Genomic DNA, 20,228 nt, shown 5'->3' on the forward strand with positions numbered 1-20,228 from the left:
CAGGTCCAAACCCGCTAAAAATCAAACAGTTAGGCGGATCCTTCGAGGGCGGGTAAGGGTTGGCGAACAGGCCTGTCGACGAACAGGGCAGGGAAGCGGCCGGTGGCTGCCTCCTGAGGATTCGGGAATCTGGAATTTGCAGGAAGCGGGTGCGGTGTGGCAACGGAAAGCGGACGGCAGACGAAGCAGGCTGAAGCAGAAGGTGGTGATGTGGATGGTGGCAGCCAGGCCGACAAACGGCCTGTGAGTAAAACAAAGAAGGCAGAGGAACTGCTGTCCGGTGGCGAAATGCTGATTCGCGCGCTGCAGGATGCAGGTGCCGAGTACATCTTCGGTTATCCGGGCGGATCGGCGCTGCACATCTACGATGCCATCTTCCGGCAACAGAAAATCGAACACATTCTGGTGCGTCATGAACAGGCGGCCACCCATATGGCCGACGCGTATGCCCGGGTGACTGGCCGGCCCGGTGTGGTGCTGGTGACCTCAGGTCCCGGTGCGACCAATGCGATTACCGGCATTGCTACCGCCTATATGGACTCCGTGCCCATGGTGGTGATCTCCGGACAGGTACCCAATCCGGTCATCGGCACCGATGCCTTCCAGGAGACCGACATGGTCGGTATCTCCCGTCCGGTGGTGAAGCACTCTTTCATCGTGAAGCGCTGCGAAGATATTCCGGAGATCATCTGGAAAGCCTTCCATATCGCCAGCACGGGGCGTCCCGGCCCGGTGGTAATCGATGTGCCCAAGGACACCACCGATCCGGATGTGGTCGCACCCTACGTGTATCCGAAGCACGTGAAGATGCGCTCCTACAACCCCGCGGTGAAGGGCAACGGCCGCCAGATACGCAAAGCGGCCGCCGCGCTGCTGGCAGCGAAACGACCGGTCATCTATGCCGGCGGCGGTGTGGTGATGGGCGATGGTTCCGGGCTGCTCACGGACATCGCTCATGCACTCAACTATCCGGTCACCAACACCCTGATGGGTCTCGGCGGCTTCCCCGGCAACGATCGCCAGTTCCTGGGCATGCTGGGCATGCACGGCACCTACGAAGCCAACATGTGCATGCACCATGCGGATGTGATTCTGGCGATCGGTGCACGTTTCGATGACCGGGTGACCAACAACCCGGCGAAGTTCTGCCCGGATGCCACCATCATTCATGTCGATGTGGATCCTGCCTCCATTTCCAAGATCATCGATGTGCAGATTCCCATCGTGGGCGATGTGGCGAGTGTGCTCGAGGACCTCAAACGCAGTCTCGCCGCGGAGCAGGACCGACATGCGGATCTGCCAGATACGGATGCGCTGACGGCCTGGTGGGAGCAGATTGACGGGTGGCGGAGCGCCCACGGCCTCGATCATGATCTGCAGCCGGAACCCGGACGCGCCATCCTGCCCCAGGAAGCGGTACAGGCGCTCTATCGTGTGACCGAAGGCAAGGCCATCGTGACAAGCGACGTCGGTCAGCACCAGATGTTTGCGGCCCAGTACTACCGCTTCGACGAACCCCGCAAGTGGGTGAATTCCGGCGGACTTGGGACCATGGGATACGGACTGCCTGCGGCGATGGGTGTGCAGTTCGCGAAGCCGGACGCGTCGGTGGTCTGTGTCACCGGCGAAGGCAGCTTCATGATGAACATGCAGGAACTGTCCACCTGTCTGCAGTACGGCCTGCCGATCAAGATCATCTGCCTCAACAATCAGGCGCTGGGCATGGTCAAGCAGTGGCAGGATATGCAGTACGGCGGTCGCCATTCCCAGAGCACCTACAGCGACTCACTGCCGGATTTCAAAACCCTGGTGGAGGCCTTCGGACACGTCGGCTTCAAAGTGGAGCGCATCGAGGATCTGGAGCCGGTGCTGAAAGAAGCCTTCGGTCCGAAGCTGAAAAACCGGACGGTGTTCGTGGATGTCTGGGTGGATCCGGACGAGCACGTCTATCCGATGGCGATCAAAGGAGGTTCCATGCAGGACATGTACCTCTCCAAGATTACCAGCAGCATCCAGGGAGATTACATGTGATGCGCCACATCATCGCCGTCCTGCTGGAAAACGAACCCGGTGCGCTTTCGCGCGTGGTGGGCCTGTTTGCCCAGCGCAACTACAACATCGAGAGTCTGACCGTGGCGCCCACCGAAGATGCCACGCTCTCACGTCTGACCCTGACCACCATAGGCGACGACAGCAAGATTGAACAGATCGTGAAGCATCTCTATAAGGTGATCGAGGTTGTAAAAGTTGTCGATCTGTCCGATTCCGAGCATGTTGAGCGGGAGCTCATGCTGGTGAAGGTGCGGGCCGAAGGGCCGGCGCGGGAGGAAGTAAAACGGACTGCGGATATCTTCCGTGGACAGATCATCGACGTGACACCAAACGGCTACACCGTTCAGCTGGCCGGGCCCAGTGCGAAACTGGATGCCTTCATACGGGCAGTGGGCAAGATCAGTATTCTCGAAGTGGTGCGATCCGGTGTATCCGGCATAAGCCGCGGCGATAAAGTGCTGAGTGCCTGAAGAATACGTACCCGGCGGTTGCAGAGGATCCTGCCGGCTATTGCAGCGAATCTCCTTCTGCAGCGACCTGTTTATTTGGAAATGATCCGTTATTTCAATTAACTCGAAAACGATACCCAGGAAAACATGATGCAAGTGTATTACGACAAAGACGCCGACCTTTCTCTCATCCAGAAGATGAACGTGCTGGTGGTCGGTTATGGCTCACAAGGCCATGCACACGCCAACAACCTGCGCGATTCCGGAGTAAAAAATATCACGATCGGCCTGCGGCGCGGATCGGACTCCTGGCGGAAAGCGGAGAATGCCGGGTTCAAGGTGGCGGAAGTCGCCGATGCGACGAAGTCGGCGGACCTGATCATGGTGCTCACCCCCGACGAACACCAGCAGGCGCTCTACCGGGAGCAGATTCTGCCGAACATCAGACAGGGCGCAACACTCTGCTTTGCGCATGGATTCAACATCCACTTCGAACTGATCGAGCCGCGCAAGGATCTCGATGTGATCATGATCGCGCCCAAGGGCCCGGGTCACACGGTGCGCTCGACTTATGTTGCCGGCGGCGGTGTGCCCAGTCTGATTGCCATCTTCCAGAACCCCACCGGCCAGGCCAAAAACACCGCACTCTCCTACGCGAGTGCCAATGGCGGCGGTCGTGCCGGCATCATCGAAACATCATTCAGAGAAGAAACCGAAACCGATCTGTTCGGCGAACAGGCCGTGCTCTGTGGCGGTGCAGCCGCACTGGTGCAGGCAGGTTTTGAAACGCTGGTCGAGGCCGGTTACGCACCGGAAATGGCCTACTTCGAGTGTCTGCACGAACTCAAGCTGATCGTCGACTTCTTCTACGAAGGCGGCATTACCAATATGTGGTACACCGTGTCCAATACGGCGGAGTATGGTGGACTGACCCGCGGGCCGCGGATCGTGACGGAAGAAACCAAGGCTGAGATGAAGCGCATCCTCACCGAAATCCAGACCGGCCGCTTCGCCAAGGAATTCGTGGCCGAGTATCAGGCTGGCGCCCCGAGCATCAAGGCGATGCGGCGCATCAGCCAGTCCCACGACATCGAACAGGTCGGCGAACGACTGCGTGCAATGATGCCGTGGATTGCGCAGAATCGGCTGGTGGATCGGGACAAGAACTGACCGGCGATCAGGTTTGACTGGCAAAGGCAGACACACGGGAGCGATGTGACAGGCGAAGGGGACAAGCAGAAGGTGCACAGCCTGCGGGGTGCAGGCGGTGCTGATGCATCGGAGAACGCGTCGGCGGAAGCGGACAAAGCGTCCGTAGAAGCGGACGAGGTATCCGTAGAGCCGGATGATGTGTCACCGGGTAAACCCAGACGCCCCATTTATCTGCTGCCGAATCTCATCACCACCGGTGCGATGTTTGCCGGGTTCTTCGCCATAGTGGCGGGCATGAACGGCAATTTCATTACGGCCGCCCTTGCCATCTTCGTGGCTGCGGCACTGGATACGGCTGATGGCCGGGTGGCGCGCTGGACACGCACGGAAAGTCGCTTCGGTGCCGAGTATGATTCCCTGTCGGACATGGTGGCGTTCGGTGTTGCACCTGCGCTGGTCGCTTTTTCCTGGGGTCTGGATTCCCTGGGACAGTTCGGCTGGGTGGCCACCTTCGTCTACATGGCCTGCGCCGCCCTGCGGCTGGCACGTTTCAACACCGGTGGTGATAACAAAACCTTCACCGGCCTCGCGAGCCCTTCTGCGGCCGCGATCATCGCCTGTCTCGTCTGGGCCTGGGCCGATTATGGACTGGGTACACCTTCTGCGCCTGAAGCGGTGGTGATGGCGATCGTGGTGATGGCGGTCGGTCTGCTGATGGTCTCGAACTTCATCTACTTTTCCCCGAAAGTCCTCGAGCTCAAGGGGCGTGTTCCGTTCATAACACTGGTCCTGGCAGTGCTGATTTTCGCGCTGCTGTTTCTCGATCCGCCCCGTGTGCTGCTGGTGCTGTCGGTGGCCTATGCGCTTTCCGGTCCGCTGCAGCATGCCTGGCGGCGTCACCGCAAGCGGAAACAGCGCAGCGGCAGTGTGTGAACTTTCGGCGCTCTGCCGGGGTCTGATATGCCCGCGCAGGCGGCGAACCCTTGCAGGAGACCACGGATGCTGATCGGTAAACGCACGGACATTCCCAGCCACGAGATCACACCCGAAGCCGTCTTCTGGTCACGCAGACGCTTCATGCACGGGGTGGCTGCGGGCTCCGCACTGGCGGCGGCGGGTGCGCCGGCGTTCGCTGCGGTGACCGCGGACGGCAGAAATACGGATGAGGCGCTCACCCCGGAGGCGATCGTCACGGGTTACAACAATTTCTATGAATTCGGGATGGACAAGTCGGATCCGGCCCGTTACGCCGATCGGCTCACCACCCGGCCCTGGAGCGTCAAAGTCAGTGGCGAGGCGGCGAAGACGGGCGAGTTCGATATCGAGGATCTGATCAGGGGACTGACGCCGGAAGAGCGCATATACCGGTTCCGCTGTGTGGAGGCCTGGTCGATGGTGGTGCCCTGGATGGGCATACCGCTCAAGGACATCCTCACCAGACTCGAGCCGAACAGCAACGCGAAGTATGTCGAGCTGACCACACTGCTGCGACCGTCTGAAATGCCGGGCCAGAATTCCTTCTTCTCCAGCATCGACTGGCCCTATGTGGAAGGCCTGCGCATCGACGAAGCCATGCACGACCTCACCCTCATGGTGACTGGCGTGTACGGCAAACCCCTGCCGAATCAGAATGGTGCACCCTGGCGGCTGATGGTGCCGTGGAAATACGGCTTCAAGAGTGTGAAGTCCGTGGTCGGCATCCGTTTCACCCGCACCCAGCCGAAGAACACCTGGAATGTGCTTGCACCCGATGAGTACGGCTTTTACGCGAATGTGAACCCGGCTGTCGATCACCCGCGCTGGAGTCAGGCCAGTGAGCGGCGCCTGCCGAGCACTCTGCTTTCTCAGAACCGGATACCGACGCTGCCGTTCAACGGCTACGCGGAACAGGTGGCTGCTCTGTATTCGGGCATGGATCTGACCCGCCATTTCTGATCCGGCGCTGAAATCCCTGACCTTTCTGCTCTGCGCGGCACCGCTGGGCTGGCTGCTTGTGGCGGTGGCCGCCGAGCTGGAGATGCCCGGCAGCCGGCTGGGTGCCGATCCCGGTGAAGTGGTGGTGGAGTATCTCGGTCAGTGGTCGATCCGGCTGCTCCTTGCCACCCTCGCGGTATCGACCCTGCGGCGGCTGTTTAATCAGCCGCGCCTGCTGCGGGTACGACGCATGCTGGGTCTGTTCGCCTTCACTTACGTCGGATTGCACTTCTGCGCCTATCTCGGTCTGCTCGCCGAATTCGACTGGGCACTGATACTTGAAGACCTCACAGAACGTACGTACATCATCGCGGGATTTCTCGCGCTGGCGCTGCTCATACCGCTTGCGATCACCAGCACCAACGGCTGGCAGCGGCGACTGAAACTGCGCTGGCGTAATCTCCACCAGCTGATCTATCCGATCTGCGGTCTGGCGCTGCTGCATCTGTGGTGGCTGACGAAGGACGGCTACGGCGAACCCATCGCTTACCTGCTGATCTATTTAATCCTCATCGCGGATCGGTTGCGCCTGAAGTGGCTCCGTCAACGCGCGGCGGGCGTCTGATGCTTCGGCAAGTGCGCGCAGACAGCGCTCGCTGTCTTCCCAGGACAGGCAGCCGTCCGTGATGCTCTGTCCATAGGTCATTTCAGCCGGTCTGCCGATCTTCTGTTTGCCTTCGACGAGATTGCTCTCGATCATCACACCGAAAATGCGGTTCTCGCCCTGGCTGATCTGTCGGCAGAGGTCGTCACAGACCTTGAGCTGCTTGCGGAAATCCTTGTCGCTGTTGGCGTGACTCATGTCGATCATCACCCGGTTGTTGAGCCCGGCCTGCTCGAGAAGACGACTCGCATAGTGCACGGAAGGGTTGTCGTAGTTGGACTTGCCACCACCGCCACGAAGAATCACGTGGCAGTCTTCGTTGCCGGCGGTCGAAAAGATCGCTGAATGGCCCTGCTTGGTCACGGACAGGAATACGTGGGGGTGTGCGGCGCTGCCGATGGCGTCGACCGCCACCTGAATGGAACCATCGGTACTGTTCTTGAATCCTATCGGGCAGCTCAACCCGGAAGCCAGTTGACGGTGGACCTGGCTTTCCGTGGTGCGCGCACCGATTGCGCCCCAGCTGACCAGATCGCCCAGGTACTGCGGGGTGATTGGATCAAGAAACTCTGTCCCGGTGCCCAGCCCCCGTGCGGTGATGTCCCGCAGCACGCCGCGTGCCATTGCCAGGCCGTGGTTGATGTCGCAGGAATCGTTGAGATGGGGATCGTTGATCAGTCCCTTCCAGCCCACGGTGGTGCGGGGTTTCTCGAAATAGACCCGCATGATGATGTGCAGCTGATCCTTCAGTTCGGCGGCAATCTTGGCCAGTCGGTCAGCGTATTCCAGAGCCGCCTTCGGATCGTGTATGGAGCAGGGTCCTATCACCACCAGCAGCCGCGGGTCCTCACCCCGGAGGATCTGACTGATCTGGGCGCGGGTGGAGAAAATCAGTTCCGATGCCGCATCATCGATGGGCAGCTGCGCAATCAGCTCGGCTGGAGCGATGACTTCTTCCATGCCGGTGATGCGGACGTCGTCAGTCAGGTACTTCATGGTTGAGCCTGTATTCCTTAAGCAGAGGCGGGCTGAAGTGTACAATGCCGGCGTTATGGAAACCGCCCGCCTGCTACGACTGATGGGGATCGACGTCTGGCGCCCGCGCAACCCGGCAGGCCGGGTGGCGACGCCCCCTGTCCCTGTAACGGAATCTCCCGACACCGCTGCACGCCCCACCCGATCCGGCACGCCTGAGGCCCCTGCTGCCGCTGTGGCAGCCGCTGCGGTGGAACCGTTCACCGTCGTCTGCCTCAGAGACACCGGCACGCTGATGCTGGTGGAAGCACCCGAACAGCGTTTTCCCCTGCGCTTCTGTTGTGATCTGCTCAGGGCGCTCGGTGGCGCCGGATCACCGCAGCAGGTCGTCTTCAGCTGGCCGCATCCGGGTCTCGAACCGGGTACCGGCCATGCCGGCCGTTCGCTGGCGGCCTTCATCGATAAGCAGCTCGGAGACAGTGGTGCTGTCCGATTGCTGGTGTGCAGCCGGATGTGTGAGCGGGTGCCGGATCTGCAGTGGCCGGAATCGGTACTGATGATGCCGCGCCTCGACCAGCTGCTCCTCGAAGCGGATCTGAAGAAGGCGCTCTGGCTGCAGATCCGTCAGGTGGCAGCGCAAGGCGCCCGGACACCGCGCACGGCATCGTGATCAGGCTTCGCGCGATGACGGCCGACGATCTCGATGCGGTTGTGAGTAACGAATTCAGCGCCTACGCCTATCCCTGGACCCGGGGTATCTTCAGCGACTGTCTGAATGAAGAGCAGGAATGCTGGGTCGGCAGTGTCGATGGCACGCTGGTCGGGCACCTGGTGATCACCCCGGGTGCCGGTGAGGCGCATCTGCTCAATGTCTGTGTCCGTCGCGAGAGCCAGGGCCACGGCTACGGGCGCACGTTGACGCTCCATGCACTGGATTGCGCGCGTGCTGCAGGCGCGGATGCTCTGTTTCTCGAAGTGCGCCCGTCCAACCTGATCGCAGCACGGCTCTACGAATCCCTCGGCTTCGTGGAAGTCGGATTACGGAAAAACTACTACCCCGCTGATAAAGGCCGGGAAGACGCCCGGGTGATGGTCCTGGATCTGGAAGCCTTTTTCCGCCAGTCGAGCCGCACCCAGGTATAATCGCGCGCTTTTTACGGAAACCACGCCATGTCTTCGGTCCCACCCGCCGGCGCCGCTCGTCTTCAGCGGGCACTGCGCGCCAGGCGTACCTTCGCGATCATTTCTCACCCGGATGCGGGGAAGACCACGATGACCGAGAAGCTGCTGCTGTTCGGCAACGCGATTCAGCTTGCCGGCACGGTCAAGGCGCGCAAGTCCGATCGTCATGCCACCTCGGACTGGATGGCGATGGAACAGCAGCGGGGCATTTCCGTGACCACCTCTGTCATGCAGTTCCCCTATCGGGACGCGGTCGTCAATCTGCTCGATACCCCCGGTCACGAGGACTTCTCCGAAGACACCTATCGAACCCTTACAGCGGTCGATTCCGCGCTGATGGTGATAGACGGCGCCCGGGGTGTCGAACCCCGCACGATCAAACTGATGGAGGTGTGCCGCCTGCGGGACACACCCATCGTCACCTTCATCAACAAGATGGACAGGGAGATTCGGGATCCCATCGAAGTGCTCGACGAGATCGAAGACATTCTGCAGATCCAGTGCGCGCCAATGACCTGGCCCATCGGCATGGGGCGCCACTTCAAAGGCATTTACCAACTGGCAGAGGATCGGATCATCTGCTATGCCTCGGGTCACGGTCATCACATCCACAAGTACCGCGCTATCCAGGGTCTGGACAGTGAGGAGGCGCGCGTCTACCTGGCCGATGAATTCGATAACTTCATGGCCGAGATCGAACTGGTGAAGGGTGCGAGCCACAGATTCAACCGGGAAGACTACCTCGGCGCGACACTGTCTCCGGTGTACTTCGGTACGGCACTGGGCAATTTTGGTGTGGAGGAGATGCTCGAAGGATTTGTCGCCACCGCTCCTGCGCCATTGCCCCGGGAGGCGGACAGCCGCACGGTCGACCCGGCCGAGGAAGCCTTTACCGGGTTCGTGTTCAAGATTCAGGCGAACATGGACCCGAAACACCGGGACAGGATTGCCTTTCTTCGCGTCTGTTCCGGTCACTATCGGCACGGCATGCGCATGCGTCATGTGCGTCTCGGCAAAGACGTGAAGATCAGTGACGCGGTGACCTTCATGGCCGGTGACCGGCAGCAGGCGGAGGAGGGGTTCCCGGGCGACATCATCGGCCTGCACAATCACGGCACCATTCAGATCGGCGATACTTTCACCGAAGGTGAGATTCTCAGCTTCAAGGGTGTTCCGAATTTTGCACCGGAACTGTTCCGGCGTGTCAGGGTGCGCGACCCGCTGCGCACCAAGCAGCTCGACAAGGGTCTCAGCGAACTTGCTGAAGAGGGCGCCAGCCAGATTTTCCGGCCGTTGACGCGCAACGAAACCGTGGTGGGTGCTGTGGGGGTACTGCAGTTCGATCTGGTGGCCTTCCGCTTGCGGGAGGAATATCGCGCCGACTGCGTCTATGAAGACGCCAATATCCACTCGGCACGCTGGGTGCACTGCCAGGATGCGAAAATCCTGGCCGATTTCCGGAAGAAGCACGAGGACCAGCTCGCCATCGACGGCGGCGGCTACCTGACATATCTGGCGCCCACCCGCGCCAATCTGATGCTGGTGGAAGAACGCTGGCCGGAAATCCAGTTTTCAAAGACCCGGGAACACTGAGTCAACTACAACGGATGTGATCCTGTACTAGACTCCGGAGAGTCAATATCTGGTTAAATGGCTCGGTCTGATGGTGGTAACCCCTATGAGCACGATTCTGGTCGTGGACGATGATACCCAGGTGCTGGAGGTGATGAGCGAAATGCTGCGCCTCGAGGGCCATACCGTGGCAGTAGCGGAGAATGGTCAGCAGGCGGTGGAGCAGATCCGCGATCATTACTTCGATCTGGTGATCACCGATCTGATCATGCCGGAGAAGGAAGGCCTCGAGACCATCGCCGATATCCGCCGGCATCACAGCCGCATGCCGATCATCGCGATTTCCGGTGGGGGCCGGGTCGGTCCCACCGACTATCTCGAAACGGCTCGATTCATCGGCGCCAATGCCACCCTGGCAAAACCCTTTGGACGCCAGGAACTCATCAGCACAGTGTCCCATCTCCTGACTGCGTGAGCACCTGTGGAATAAGGGGGCAGCACAACTGGCCTCGATCCACTCTGACAGGGCGGTGCCGTGGATGAATCGGTAATCGCACCCTTCCGGGCCTTCGCGGCAGACCCTGCAGGTTCTGAGCTCGACGGCGCGCTGCTCCTCAATGCACTGCTGGATCAGCGGATCGATGCAGGGCGGATCCGTGGCACCCTCTGCGACCTGGCCCGGCAATGCGACCAACCGGAGGCGCCCTGGGAGTTCCTCGCGCGCGAAGGTTTCAGTGGCAACCGCAGCGACTATGGCTCACTGGACAACAGCCGTCTCGACAGGGTGCTGGAGCGCCGCCGCGGAATTCCCATCACGCTGGGCATCGTGCTGATAGAAGTCGCCAGAGCCATGGGTGCCCGGGCCAGCGGCATCGGTTTTCCCGGTCACTTTCTGGTCAGTGTGCGCGACAACCTCATCGACCCCTTCGAGATGCGGCCTACTGCAGCGGAACACTGGCAGAAACTGGCCGGCATTCCGGACACCGGGCGGGCCGCCGCGTTTGCCCCGGCATCACCGGTCGCCGTGCTGCAGCGGATGCTGAACAACGTCAGGCAGCACCACGCCCGGGTAAGTCGCTGGGATCTGGCTCTGGACCTACTCGACTGTCAGCGTGCGGTGAGTCCGGATGATGTCGCGCTGGCGCTCGAACGCAGTGAGCTGTGGCTGCGTCTGGGTGCGGTGCAGATGGCGAAGTCGAGTCTGACGGAGGCAATCGATCTGGCTGGGAGAGTGCAGCCGGAACTGACCACCGTGCTGCAGCGACGGCTGGCCGCACTGGGCAAAGCCAGCGAATCCATGCACTGAGATCGCTTTCTGTGCCGGTCGGAGAGGCCGCCGGTCAGTCGCTCCCGCCCATATCCGGCCAGGGATTGTCGAGATCCGTGCGGACCGGCCTGGCGAAACCGGGTATCCCGATTTCATTCAACCCGATGGTCAGATCCTCACCTTCGAGCACCCCTTCGCCGAACCGATAGATGGGCGCTATCTCGCCGCTGTCGGCGCGCCGGTCATAGTCGCTGGCGGCAGCCGCCACCGCTTCGTGGCGTCGCCGGTAGGCGAGCATGGCCTTTTCCCCGAAGCGTCGGCTGAGCATGCGCTCGGTGAGCCCGGGTGCAAGGAAAAGGCCGGTTGCGTTGTTGCCGCCGAAACCTTTGGAGTTGATGAATGCCGCCTGCTGTGTGCCGGGTTCGAGTTCCACATGTTGCAGGGGCAGCAGCAGATTCGAGTCGTGCACGTCCTCGGCGATGTGATCGATGGTGGTGATGCCCGGCAGCAGATCGTGGGCCCAGGTGCCCAGTACCGCGGCGAGCTGATCGCCACCGGCAGGGGCCATGGAATGGCCGACGTAGGCCTTGATGGCGGCGACCGGCCAGCGCTCGATGCCATGCAGTTTCGCCATCTCGTTGAGGATGTGTGATTCGGTGACCCGGTTCTGGGGTGTCCCGGTACCGTGGGCCTGCATGTGTGTCGCCCTGCGCACGCCGGCTTCGCCGAGGATCGCCCGCGCCAGCCCCAGTGCCTTGCCGACGGTCAGATAGTTGCCGATGCCGGGGCCGGGGATGGATTTCTTATAGCCATCGGCGTTCACGAACACACCGGCGACAGATCCGAGTACCCGTGCGCCGAGCTCGAGGGCGAGTGCATCGTCCATGATCACGGTATAGACGGCGGATTCGGCCACGGTGAATCCTGCGTTGCTCGAGAAAGGCCGGCAGGCCCGGCGGTTGTCGGCGCGCTCGCTGCCATCGAGCGCCATGAGTTGCTCATCCTCCGCCAGCGCCCCCATCATCCGGTAGCCTTCGATGACTTCGGGCACTACCGGGGCTTCTGAATTGCCGACGATCACGATGCGTTTGCGCCCGGCCATGATGTCTTCGATGCCATGGCGCACGTTGTAGAGAAAGGTTGCGCAGGCCCCGATGATGCCCGCAGCGCCGCCGGTGGATCCCAGCACATAGGCGTTGATGAAATCACCCGGCATCTCGTTCAGACCCAGCGCTACGTTCTTCGAAGTCGGTCTGCGGCCGAGCAGAGAATTCTGGAACAGGCCGCCGTAGCCATCGTTGTCGAGCTGGCCCATCGCGCTGCCCGAGTAGACGGCGATTTCATCCGGATGGACGGCATTCTTGAGATCGGTGACATCGATGCCGGTTGAGCGCAACGCGTCGGATGCGCCAAACACGGTCAACTGCAGGCCCCTGGGATGATTACGCGAAGGATAGCGCTGGCCCGGTTCGAAGCCAGTCGGCAGTTGCCCCGCGCTGGTGACCCGGGACCTGCGCAGATCCGGCAGCATGACCTCGAGTTCACCAGCCACCGTCACTTTCGCGACTTTTTCGTCCACCGATTCAACGGTCCAGTGTGCGGGTATGTGCTCTGGCAGCTGGCGCTTGCTGACAAGAAATCGCTGTGGCGCTTCCGCATCCTGGGAATTCAGACGGGTGGCGCAGTGCACGAGTACCTGGTCTGGATCCCACAACTCGATACGCCGGATCAGTGTGTGGTCATTGATGTAGGAGCGGGTCCGGGGCAGGTCGGTGTCGCTCAACCCCATCAATGTGCCGAGGCTGGCGTAGGTACGGCTGCGATCGGTGGCACCCAGGGCGTCCACTACCATGCGGCGGTAGGCATGATGAAAAGACACCCTGCCAGCCGGATTGATGCCTCCGAAACCCACGATGACGGGCAGTCTTTTCAAACTTCGATGATCCTTAGCCGGTTGAGCCGCCGCATTGTAGGCACAGCCTCAGGCTTGTGCCACCGCGGTCCGGCGCTGGCACGGCTCATCGTTCGATGGCGATGGCTGTCGCTTCGCCACCGCCGATGCACAGGGCGGCGACACCCCGGCGTTTGCCGAGCCGGTGCAGCGCATGTGCGAGGGTGACAATGAGCCGGCTGCCGGTGGAGCCGATCGGATGACCCTGCGCGCAGGCACCGCCACAGACATTGACCCTGGCAGGATCCAGTTTCAGTTCGCTGATTGCGAGCATGGTAACCATGGCGAAGGCTTCATTGATCTCGAACAGATCCACATCCGCCACATCCCAGCCGATACGCTCCAGCAGCTTCGAGATGGCACCGACAGGGGCGATCGTGAACTCGCTAGGATGTCTGGAGTGGGTCGCATGGCCGACGATTCGAGCCAGGGGCTGGTGACCCTCAGCAGCGGTTTCCGAACACAGCAGGAGGGCTGACGCGCCGTCTGAAATCGAACTCGAGTTGGCCGCGGTGATGGTGCCGTCCGCTTTGAATGCGGGTCGCAGGGTCGGAATACGTTCGATCTTTGCTCGACCGGGTTGTTCGTCGTCGCGGATCTGAACCTCACCGATGCTGATCGGCTCGATTTCCGAGTGCAGCAGGCCCTCCTCGATGGCGGTTCGTGCCCGCTTCAGCGACTCGATCGCGTACGCGTCCATACTTTCCCGGGTGAGCTGGTGATCGTCCGCCGTAGCCTGGGCGAAGGCGCCCATGGCAGCACCTGTTTCGGCATCTTCGAGACCGTCGAGAAACATGGAATCCAGAACCTGACCGTGTCCCATGCGCTGACCACCACGGGCCTTCGGCAGGAGGTAGGGAGCGTTGGTCATGCTCTCCATACCGCCACTGATGATGGTGCCGGCGCTCCCCGCATTGATCAGATCGCAGGCAAGCATGGTTGCCTTCATGCCTGAGCCACAGACCTTGTTCACGGTGAGAGCGGCACAACTGTCCGGGAGTCCGGCAATGCGCATCGCCTGTCGGGCGGGTGCCTGTTTGAGCCCGGCGCTGATGACGTTGCCGAGGATCACTTCATCGACCCGATCCGCAGGAAATCCGGATCGTGCAAGCAGCGCACTGACTGCGTGTGCGCCAAGTTCAGGAGCGCTGAGCGCAGACAGCGCTCCCTGAAAGGCTCCGATCGGTGTGCGTGCGGCATCGAGTATGTAGACGGTCACTATGCTTGGCTCCTCAGCGTTCGTTCAGACGCGGAATCAGTTCGATAAAGTTGCAGGGTCGGGTATTGATGTTCAGCTGCAGCCTGAGGATCTTTTCCCAGCCGGTACGCACGGCATTGCTGGAACCGGGCAGAGCGAAGATGAGCGTCGCGTTGGCAAGTCCGCCGACACAGCGTGACTGGATGGTCGATGCGCCGATGTCGTCATAGGAGATCTGCCGGAAAAGCTCCCCGAAGCCGTCGATGGTTTTGTCGAACAGGGGCAGCAGGGCTTCGGGTGTGCTGTCACGGCCGGTGAAGCCGGTACCGCCGGTGGTGATGATTACCCTGATCCCGGGGTCGGCGATCCACTGGGATACCACCCTGCGGATCTCATAAATGTTGTCCTTCACCAGTTCCCGGGCACTGAGATGATGGCCGTCAGCCTGCAGCAGTTCGGCAAGCAGCGCTCCGGATGTGTCTTCTGCAGGGGTACGGGTGTCTGAGATGGTCAGAACGGTGCAATTCAGCGTGTCGGGTCTGCTCATAGTGTTTTCTTATTGCCGATGGGAGTGGGTTGAGAATATGTCCGGTCATGGGCAGCCGTTTTCCCGGACGCCTGCCCGGGCGTTCACCCGGACCCTGTCCCGATCCGATACGCGGATCTGAGAGCGAGAATAAAATTCAATGTTTTCTTTAAGTTACGAGTCTTTTTGTCAGTTTGCCTTCAATCCCGCAACTGGCTAGAGTACCGGCCAATTCTATACCTTTGTTACAGCCGTGAATAAGCTGTCATTGGCAGCCGCGAAAGACAAGCTGTGATCAACCACACGTGATTATCAAGCCGTGAAAAAGAAGCCGTGAATAATAAGCAGATACAGGAAGGCGACCGGCTCTATCTGATCGCCGAGAGCCTTGCGCAGGATTTCTCGCTGTTCCCCAGCACGGGTGGCGATGCGGCTTTACCGGGTTGCCTCGGCCGGCGGGAGATTTTCCGTCGTCAGGAGCATCTCAATCGCCTCGATGTCGACTCCTATATCGAAGAAGTGGTTGCGCGTGCCGAAGATCCGGGGCGCCCGGCAACCCCCGAAGTGATCCGCCAGCTCGGGCAGGTCGTCGAAGAGCAGTCCGAAGGCCCGTTCTTCGCGGCGAGTGTGGAGATGGAATTCGACGGCGAGCCGCGCCTGGTGCAGTTCATTGCCCAGGATCGCTCGGTACGCAATGGGGAGTGGGGCCCCAAGCACCATCTGCTGGCCGCCGAGCGCATCCGCAACTGTTCACAGCGGCGCATCCCCATCGTCACCCTGATGGATACGCCCGGTGCAGATCCGAAGGAAGAGGCCAACCGCAATAATCAGGCGCACAGTATCTCCCGGCTGATTGCCGAAGCCAGCAATGTGGATGTACCCAACGTTGGTGTGGTGTTTGGTCTCGGTTACTCTGGCGGAGCAATTCCGCTGGCGGCGAGCAACATGATCCTGGCGGTGCGGGACAGCGTCTTCAGCACCATCCAGCCGCGCGGCCTCGCGAGCATCGCGCGGCGCCTGAATCTGTCCTGGCAGGAATGTGCGAAATACGTGGGGCTGTCTGCCTACGAGCTGTTCGTGCAGGGCAATATCGACGGGGTGATCGACTATGCCCCCGGTGATGCCAGTGTGGACAATCTGCGCAAGGCAATCGTGGCCGGGCTGATGCGGGTGGAAGACAGCACAAAGGAGTTTGTTGCCCGTAATCCCTACATTCTGGACCACTACCGGCAGAGCCTGCAGCGTTATCTGAATCCCTCGGAGAGCCTGCAGCAGGTACAGACCAAAGCCTCGATGCGCATCACGCGCAACCCCACGGAGTATCTGAACGTGTTCGGGGTTGCCTATCGCTACCTGCGTTATCTGCGGGTCAGGCAGCGTATCAAGGCCACCAGCACCAAGCAGTACGGGCGCCTTTCCAATCAGGAACTGCCCAAGGGCGAGCTCGACAAACGGGCCGATCTGGAAAGGCGCATGACCTTTCTCAAGTGGCTCCAGGATCCTGACCGGGTGGTCTATGACGATGCGCTGTCGAAAGCCTGGAAGAATTACACCGAAAAGAAGCAGGCCGTACACGATGAGCGCGGACGCATCGCCCAGCTGCTGTTCGGCGAACCCCGCAAGAACTATGCGGATGCCCGTTCTGCTGTGCTGTCTGTGGTGGGTGTGTTTCTCTACAACCGCTGGAAGTCGGACTCTGTCGGCAATCTTCGTGCTCTGAAGGATCTGCTCGAACGGCCCGAAGAGGTGCGGCAGATTCTCCGGGTGTCAGACATCAGTAATTCCCGTTCACTGATCAAGGCATTGCGCAGCCAGGGTGCGGATCTGCTGCCGAAATTGCGACAGAGTTTTTCCCACGAAGGCAAGAAGCTGCTGACTTCCACGAATCTGTCGGAGAAGTCCGATCAGTACCTCGTTTCCCAGCTTACCGTGGAACTCAATCTCGCCATCATCGGCCCGTCTCTGGACGAGGGAAGCGGCAATGTGGAACCCCGCGCGGAAGCATCCACCATCGTCGCCAACCGGCGTCTGCTCAGTACACGCTTCGAAGGGCTGATCGCAGCACCCCAGACGGACAGAGGAACGGTGCCGTTCAGTGAGCTGACTGTGCTGGACATCCTGCTCGAAGAAGACCTGCGCGCGGATTTCATCTCCGAGTGTGAAAACCTGCTGCTGTTTGACTCCGTTTACGATCAGATCATTGCCAATCTCGACCGCATCGCCGAAGAAGCCCAGGTGGGGCAGAGCCTGTCGAAGCGTTCACTGTCTGAGCTGATCGACAGCACGCTGGGCTTCGCAGCCGCCGGGGTGACCATGAGCACCCATGACAATGCGGATCTGAAGACCCGTCAGGCGCGACTGCGCGAACAGATGATCAACTGGTATCTGCGGGTACAGCGGATGCCCAAACAGGCCAACTTCTTCCGCGCGGTGGAAGAGTGGAAGAAGGTCGCCTTCCCCCATCTTTCCGATGCGCTGTTTGTGGTGGTCACCCATCTGTTCGACCACCTGCTGCTTTCGTTCGTGCAATCCGAACGGGATGGCAAGGCGTACCAGGGCAAGATCGCGCCGCGCAACATCGGTCGCCGCAAGGACTTCTGGAACAGGCTGAACATGGCCTACAAGGACCTGCTGCTGCAGAACGTGCTGCGGGACTCCAAGAACCAGCGCCTCACCGGCTATCAGCACTTCATCGATACTTTTTTCGAGGACTTCCAGGAGTATTACGGTGATCTGCTCAGCTCGGATCCGCGGGGCTTTCCCGGATTCCGGGTGTCGATCGAACAGGCGCTGGCAAAGAATGTTCCACCCTGCGGGATCGTGTCGGGTATCGCGACCTTCAAGGGCCCCACGAAAAAGGTCAGGGCCGGGGTGATCGTCTCCAACGTCGACTTCCAGGCCGGCTCCTTCGATATGGCCAGCGCCGTAAAATTCTGCAAGCTGCTCGTGGAATGTGCCCAGCAGCATCTGCCGGTAATCTGCTTCATTTCTTCCGGCGGCATGCAGACCAAGGAAGGCGCCGGCGCGCTGTTTTCCATGGCTGCGGTGAACGATCGGATCACCCGCTTCGTGCGGGATCATGACCTGCCGGTGATCGTGTTCGGTTATGGGGATTGCACAGGTGGCGCCCAGGCCAGCTTCGTCACTCACCCACTGGTACAGACTTACTATCTCAGCGGCACGGTGATGCCCTTCGCGGGACAGATCGTGGTGCCCAGTTATCTGCCGCTGAACTCCATTCTCTCCAATTACCTGTCCTCGGTACCGGGTGCCATGCAGGGTCTGGTGAAGCACCCCTTTCACCCGGAACTCGACGATGCGCTGAAGTCGATTGATCCGGACATTCCGGTGCCCGAAGAAACTGTGACCGATGTGGTCGAGCGGGTGGTGGCAGGCGTGTTGAGCAACGAAGGGCCGGTGGTTGTCGCACATCAGCCGCGCTACACGGATAGGGATCTGATACGGCCTGTGCGCCGCACGCTGATACACGCCCGGGGCTGCACAGCGGCCAAGCTCATCCGGATTGCCCAGCAGCAGGATATCGAGGTGGTGCTGGTGCAGTCGGATCCGGATATGGAGTCCGCCTGTGTCGATCAGCTGCTGCCGAGGGATCGGCTCGTCTGTATTGGCGGCAACACGCCGGATGAAAGTTATCTTAATGCCATGAGTGTGGTGCGGGTTGCGGAACAGGAGCGGGTAGATTCACTCCACCCAGGTATCGGCTTCCTCTCAGAAAATGCCCAGTTTGCGGAACTGTGCCGCAGTCACGGCATCAACTTCATCGGACCACCGGTTTCGTCGATGGAAACCATGGGCAACAAGTCCAACGCAATCAATACGGCGCTGCGTCTCAAGGTTCCGGTGGTGCCCGGCAGTCACGGCATTCTCACCGATGTGGAAGCCGCAGCTGCGGTGGCGGAAGAGATCGGCTTCCCGGTGCTGATCAAGGCTGTGCACGGCGGCGGCGGGAAAGGCATTCAGGTGGTGCATGCCGCAGAAGATTTCCGTGAACTGTTTGCCCGGGTCACGGTGGAGGCGCGTGCGGCCTTCGGCAATGGCGACGTCTACCTGGAGCGCTACGTCACTTCTCTGCGGCACATTGAAGTTCAGCTGCTGCGTGACACCCATGGCAACACCCGGGTACTGGGCTTACGCGACTGCAGTGTCCAGCGGGACAAGCAGAAAGTCTTCGAAGAGTCGGATTCCACGATGCTGCCTGACCGGCTGCGGGAAGCCGTGTTTGCCTACACCAGTGCCCTGGCAGACGAAGTAGCCTATGTGGGCGCCGGTACCGTGGAGTTCATTTATGACCTGCACGCCGACGCGGTGTACTTCATGGAGATGAACACCCGTCTGCAGGTCGAACATCCGGTGACCGAGTGGGTATCCGGAGTGGACATCGTGGCGGAACAGTTCCGCATCGCCTCCGGTGCCTCCATCGCTCATCTCGAACCGGCGCGCAACGGCTATGCCATCGAAGCCCGGGTGAATGCCGAACGGGTGGAAATGACCAAGAAAGGACTGGTTTTCCGCCCTCAGCCTGGCGCGGTCACAGTCTGTGACTTCCCGGAAGAAGAGGGTGTGGAAATCATCGCCGCGGTCTCCCGGGGCAAGTTTGTTTCGCCCTTCTACGACAGCATGGTGGCTCAGGTCATCGTTCACGCTGCCGATCGCATCAGCGCCATCGAAAAACTGCGCAGTTATCTCGATCGGGTCCGGATCGAAGGCATCAGCACCAACATTGCGCTGCTCAAGCGGGTGCTGACGGATTCGGTATTCCGGGATGGAGTTTATGACACGGACTACCTGCCGAAGCTGCTCGCCCGCCTGGACGCCCAGGAACTGATTCGGGATATCGAGGCGTCTGCCGGTAAGGTGCATGGCGCCATCGGGGTGGAAGCGATTCAGATCGCCGACAGTGAGGAACTGAAGGTGCTCTCACCTGCGACCGCGATTTTTTACACCACCCCGACACCAACCGAGCCGGAATACGTGAATGTCGGTGACAAGGTCAAAGTCGGTGACACCATCGCCCAGCTCGAAGCCATGAAGATCTTCACTCCGCTGAAGCTGGCGGATTTCAATGGCGAGGTGGTTCTCTACGACAGCGAAAAGGAGTACGAGATCACCCGCATCAACATGGCGACGGGGCAGCAGGTGAATGCGGGGGATCTGCTGTTTGTGGTGAAGCCGGTCTAGGCGGGGTCTGCCGGCGAGAGCCTGCGGTGTTCGTGACCGGTACTCTCCCTGTATCTCCTCCGATGGCGACTGAAGCCGCTCTGCGCGGCTGATATCTCCCGGCGCTGGAGCGCGCGGCTCTCGTGTA

Annotated in this window: 16 protein-coding genes; 12 read left to right on the forward strand and 4 right to left on the reverse strand. The window is 60.6% G+C overall.

Features of this window, described 5'->3' with window-relative positions; all coding sequences use genetic code 11:
- The first annotated feature begins 243 nt into the window (after nucleotides 1–243).
- From R3E82_02945 to R3E82_02970, 6 genes are all read left to right on the forward strand, one after another.
- A complete protein-coding gene (locus R3E82_02945) occupies nucleotides 244–2,031 on the forward strand; it encodes an acetolactate synthase 3 large subunit (protein MEZ5549826.1) in 1,788 nt (595 codons plus the stop codon).
- A complete protein-coding gene (gene ilvN, locus R3E82_02950) occupies nucleotides 2,031–2,522 on the forward strand; it encodes an acetolactate synthase small subunit (GenBank protein MEZ5549827.1) in 492 nt (163 codons plus the stop codon). Before R3E82_02945 ends, ilvN begins: the two co-directional genes overlap by 1 nt.
- A gap of 129 nt (nucleotides 2,523–2,651) precedes the next feature.
- Nucleotides 2,652–3,671, forward strand: a complete 1,020-nt coding sequence (ilvC, locus tag R3E82_02955; GenBank protein ID MEZ5549828.1) for a ketol-acid reductoisomerase — start codon at nucleotides 2,652–2,654, stop codon at nucleotides 3,669–3,671.
- Nucleotides 3,672–3,716: 45 nt separating this feature from the next.
- Nucleotides 3,717–4,586, forward strand: coding sequence for a CDP-diacylglycerol--serine O-phosphatidyltransferase (pssA, locus tag R3E82_02960; GenBank protein ID MEZ5549829.1), 870 nt, complete (start codon nucleotides 3,717–3,719; stop codon nucleotides 4,584–4,586).
- 66 nt (nucleotides 4,587–4,652) lie between these two features.
- Nucleotides 4,653–5,588 (forward strand): protein-methionine-sulfoxide reductase catalytic subunit MsrP, encoded by a 936-nt coding sequence (msrP, locus tag R3E82_02965; GenBank protein ID MEZ5549830.1) that lies wholly within the window; start codon nucleotides 4,653–4,655, stop codon nucleotides 5,586–5,588.
- Between the two features lie 58 nt (nucleotides 5,589–5,646).
- Complete coding sequence (locus R3E82_02970) at nucleotides 5,647–6,192, forward strand: protein-methionine-sulfoxide reductase heme-binding subunit MsrQ (protein ID MEZ5549831.1); 546 nt, start codon at nucleotides 5,647–5,649, stop codon at nucleotides 6,190–6,192.
- Here the strand turns inward: R3E82_02970 and R3E82_02975 are convergent.
- A complete protein-coding gene (locus R3E82_02975) occupies nucleotides 6,130–7,227 on the reverse strand; it encodes a 3-deoxy-7-phosphoheptulonate synthase (GenBank protein ID MEZ5549832.1) in 1,098 nt (365 codons plus the stop codon). The two genes, R3E82_02970 and R3E82_02975, sit on opposite strands and share 63 nt — an antisense overlap.
- A gap of 37 nt (nucleotides 7,228–7,264) precedes the next feature.
- Here R3E82_02975 and R3E82_02980 point away from each other — a divergent pair, with 37 nt between their 5' ends.
- The 5 genes from R3E82_02980 to R3E82_03000 all read left to right on the forward strand — a co-directional run bounded on the left by R3E82_02980 (nucleotide 7,265) and on the right by R3E82_03000 (nucleotide 11,266).
- Entirely contained in the window at nucleotides 7,265–7,876 is a 612-nt protein-coding gene (locus tag R3E82_02980; protein ID MEZ5549833.1) for a hypothetical protein, read from the forward strand.
- Nucleotides 7,877–7,890: 14 nt separating this feature from the next.
- On the forward strand, nucleotides 7,891–8,349 hold the full coding sequence (gene rimI / locus R3E82_02985; protein MEZ5549834.1) for a ribosomal protein S18-alanine N-acetyltransferase: 459 nt from the start codon (nucleotides 7,891–7,893) through the stop codon (nucleotides 8,347–8,349).
- Nucleotides 8,350–8,376: 27 nt separating this feature from the next.
- Entirely contained in the window at nucleotides 8,377–9,981 is a 1,605-nt protein-coding gene (locus R3E82_02990) for a peptide chain release factor 3 (protein ID MEZ5549835.1), read from the forward strand.
- Between the two features lie 85 nt (nucleotides 9,982–10,066).
- Nucleotides 10,067–10,435 carry a response regulator gene (locus R3E82_02995; GenBank protein ID MEZ5549836.1) on the forward strand — a complete coding sequence of 123 codons (369 nt, stop codon included), beginning with the start codon at nucleotides 10,067–10,069 and terminating at the stop codon, nucleotides 10,433–10,435.
- A gap of 60 nt (nucleotides 10,436–10,495) precedes the next feature.
- Entirely contained in the window at nucleotides 10,496–11,266 is a 771-nt protein-coding gene (locus tag R3E82_03000; GenBank protein ID MEZ5549837.1) for a transglutaminase-like domain-containing protein, read from the forward strand.
- Between the two features lie 34 nt (nucleotides 11,267–11,300).
- On the opposite strand, the gene R3E82_03005 is transcribed toward R3E82_03000, so the two are convergent.
- The 3 genes from R3E82_03005 to moaB all read right to left on the reverse strand — a co-directional run bounded on the left by R3E82_03005 (nucleotide 11,301) and on the right by moaB (nucleotide 14,923).
- Nucleotides 11,301–13,160 (reverse strand): beta-ketoacyl synthase, encoded by a 1,860-nt coding sequence (locus R3E82_03005; GenBank protein ID MEZ5549838.1) that lies wholly within the window; start codon nucleotides 13,158–13,160, stop codon nucleotides 11,301–11,303.
- Between the two features lie 85 nt (nucleotides 13,161–13,245).
- A complete protein-coding gene (locus R3E82_03010; GenBank protein MEZ5549839.1) occupies nucleotides 13,246–14,400 on the reverse strand; it encodes a thiolase family protein in 1,155 nt (384 codons plus the stop codon).
- Nucleotides 14,401–14,410: 10 nt separating this feature from the next.
- The gene (gene moaB, locus R3E82_03015; protein MEZ5549840.1) at nucleotides 14,411–14,923 is read right to left on the reverse strand and encodes a molybdenum cofactor biosynthesis protein B; all 513 of its coding nucleotides are present in this window, start codon (nucleotides 14,921–14,923) and stop codon (nucleotides 14,411–14,413) included.
- 312 nt (nucleotides 14,924–15,235) lie between these two features.
- Here moaB and R3E82_03020 point away from each other — a divergent pair, with 312 nt between their 5' ends.
- Nucleotides 15,236–20,101: a biotin carboxylase N-terminal domain-containing protein gene (locus R3E82_03020; protein ID MEZ5549841.1), complete on the forward strand. Its 4,866-nt coding sequence runs from the start codon at nucleotides 15,236–15,238 to the stop codon at nucleotides 20,099–20,101.
- Nucleotides 20,102–20,228 lie beyond the last annotated feature (127 nt).

This window comes from Pseudomonadales bacterium, assembly GCA_041395945.1.
Lineage (GTDB): Bacteria > Pseudomonadota > Gammaproteobacteria > Pseudomonadales > Azotimanducaceae > SZUA-309.

Coding starts and splice junctions, on each gene's coding strand:
- R3E82_02990 (MEZ5549835.1), top strand. CDS start 8,377: ATGTCTTCGGTCCCACCCGCCGGCGCCGCTCGTCTTCAGCGGGCACTG.
- rimI (MEZ5549834.1), top strand. CDS start 7,891: ATGACGGCCGACGATCTCGATGCGGTTGTGAGTAACGAATTCAGCGCC.
- R3E82_02975 (MEZ5549832.1), bottom strand. CDS start 7,227: ATGAAGTACCTGACTGACGACGTCCGCATCACCGGCATGGAAGAAGTC.
- moaB (MEZ5549840.1), bottom strand. CDS start 14,923: ATGAGCAGACCCGACACGCTGAATTGCACCGTTCTGACCATCTCAGAC.
- R3E82_02995 (MEZ5549836.1), top strand. CDS start 10,067: ATGAGCACGATTCTGGTCGTGGACGATGATACCCAGGTGCTGGAGGTG.
- ilvN (MEZ5549827.1), top strand. CDS start 2,031: ATGCGCCACATCATCGCCGTCCTGCTGGAAAACGAACCCGGTGCGCTT.
- msrP (MEZ5549830.1), top strand. CDS start 4,653: ATGCTGATCGGTAAACGCACGGACATTCCCAGCCACGAGATCACACCC.
- ilvC (MEZ5549828.1), top strand. CDS start 2,652: ATGCAAGTGTATTACGACAAAGACGCCGACCTTTCTCTCATCCAGAAG.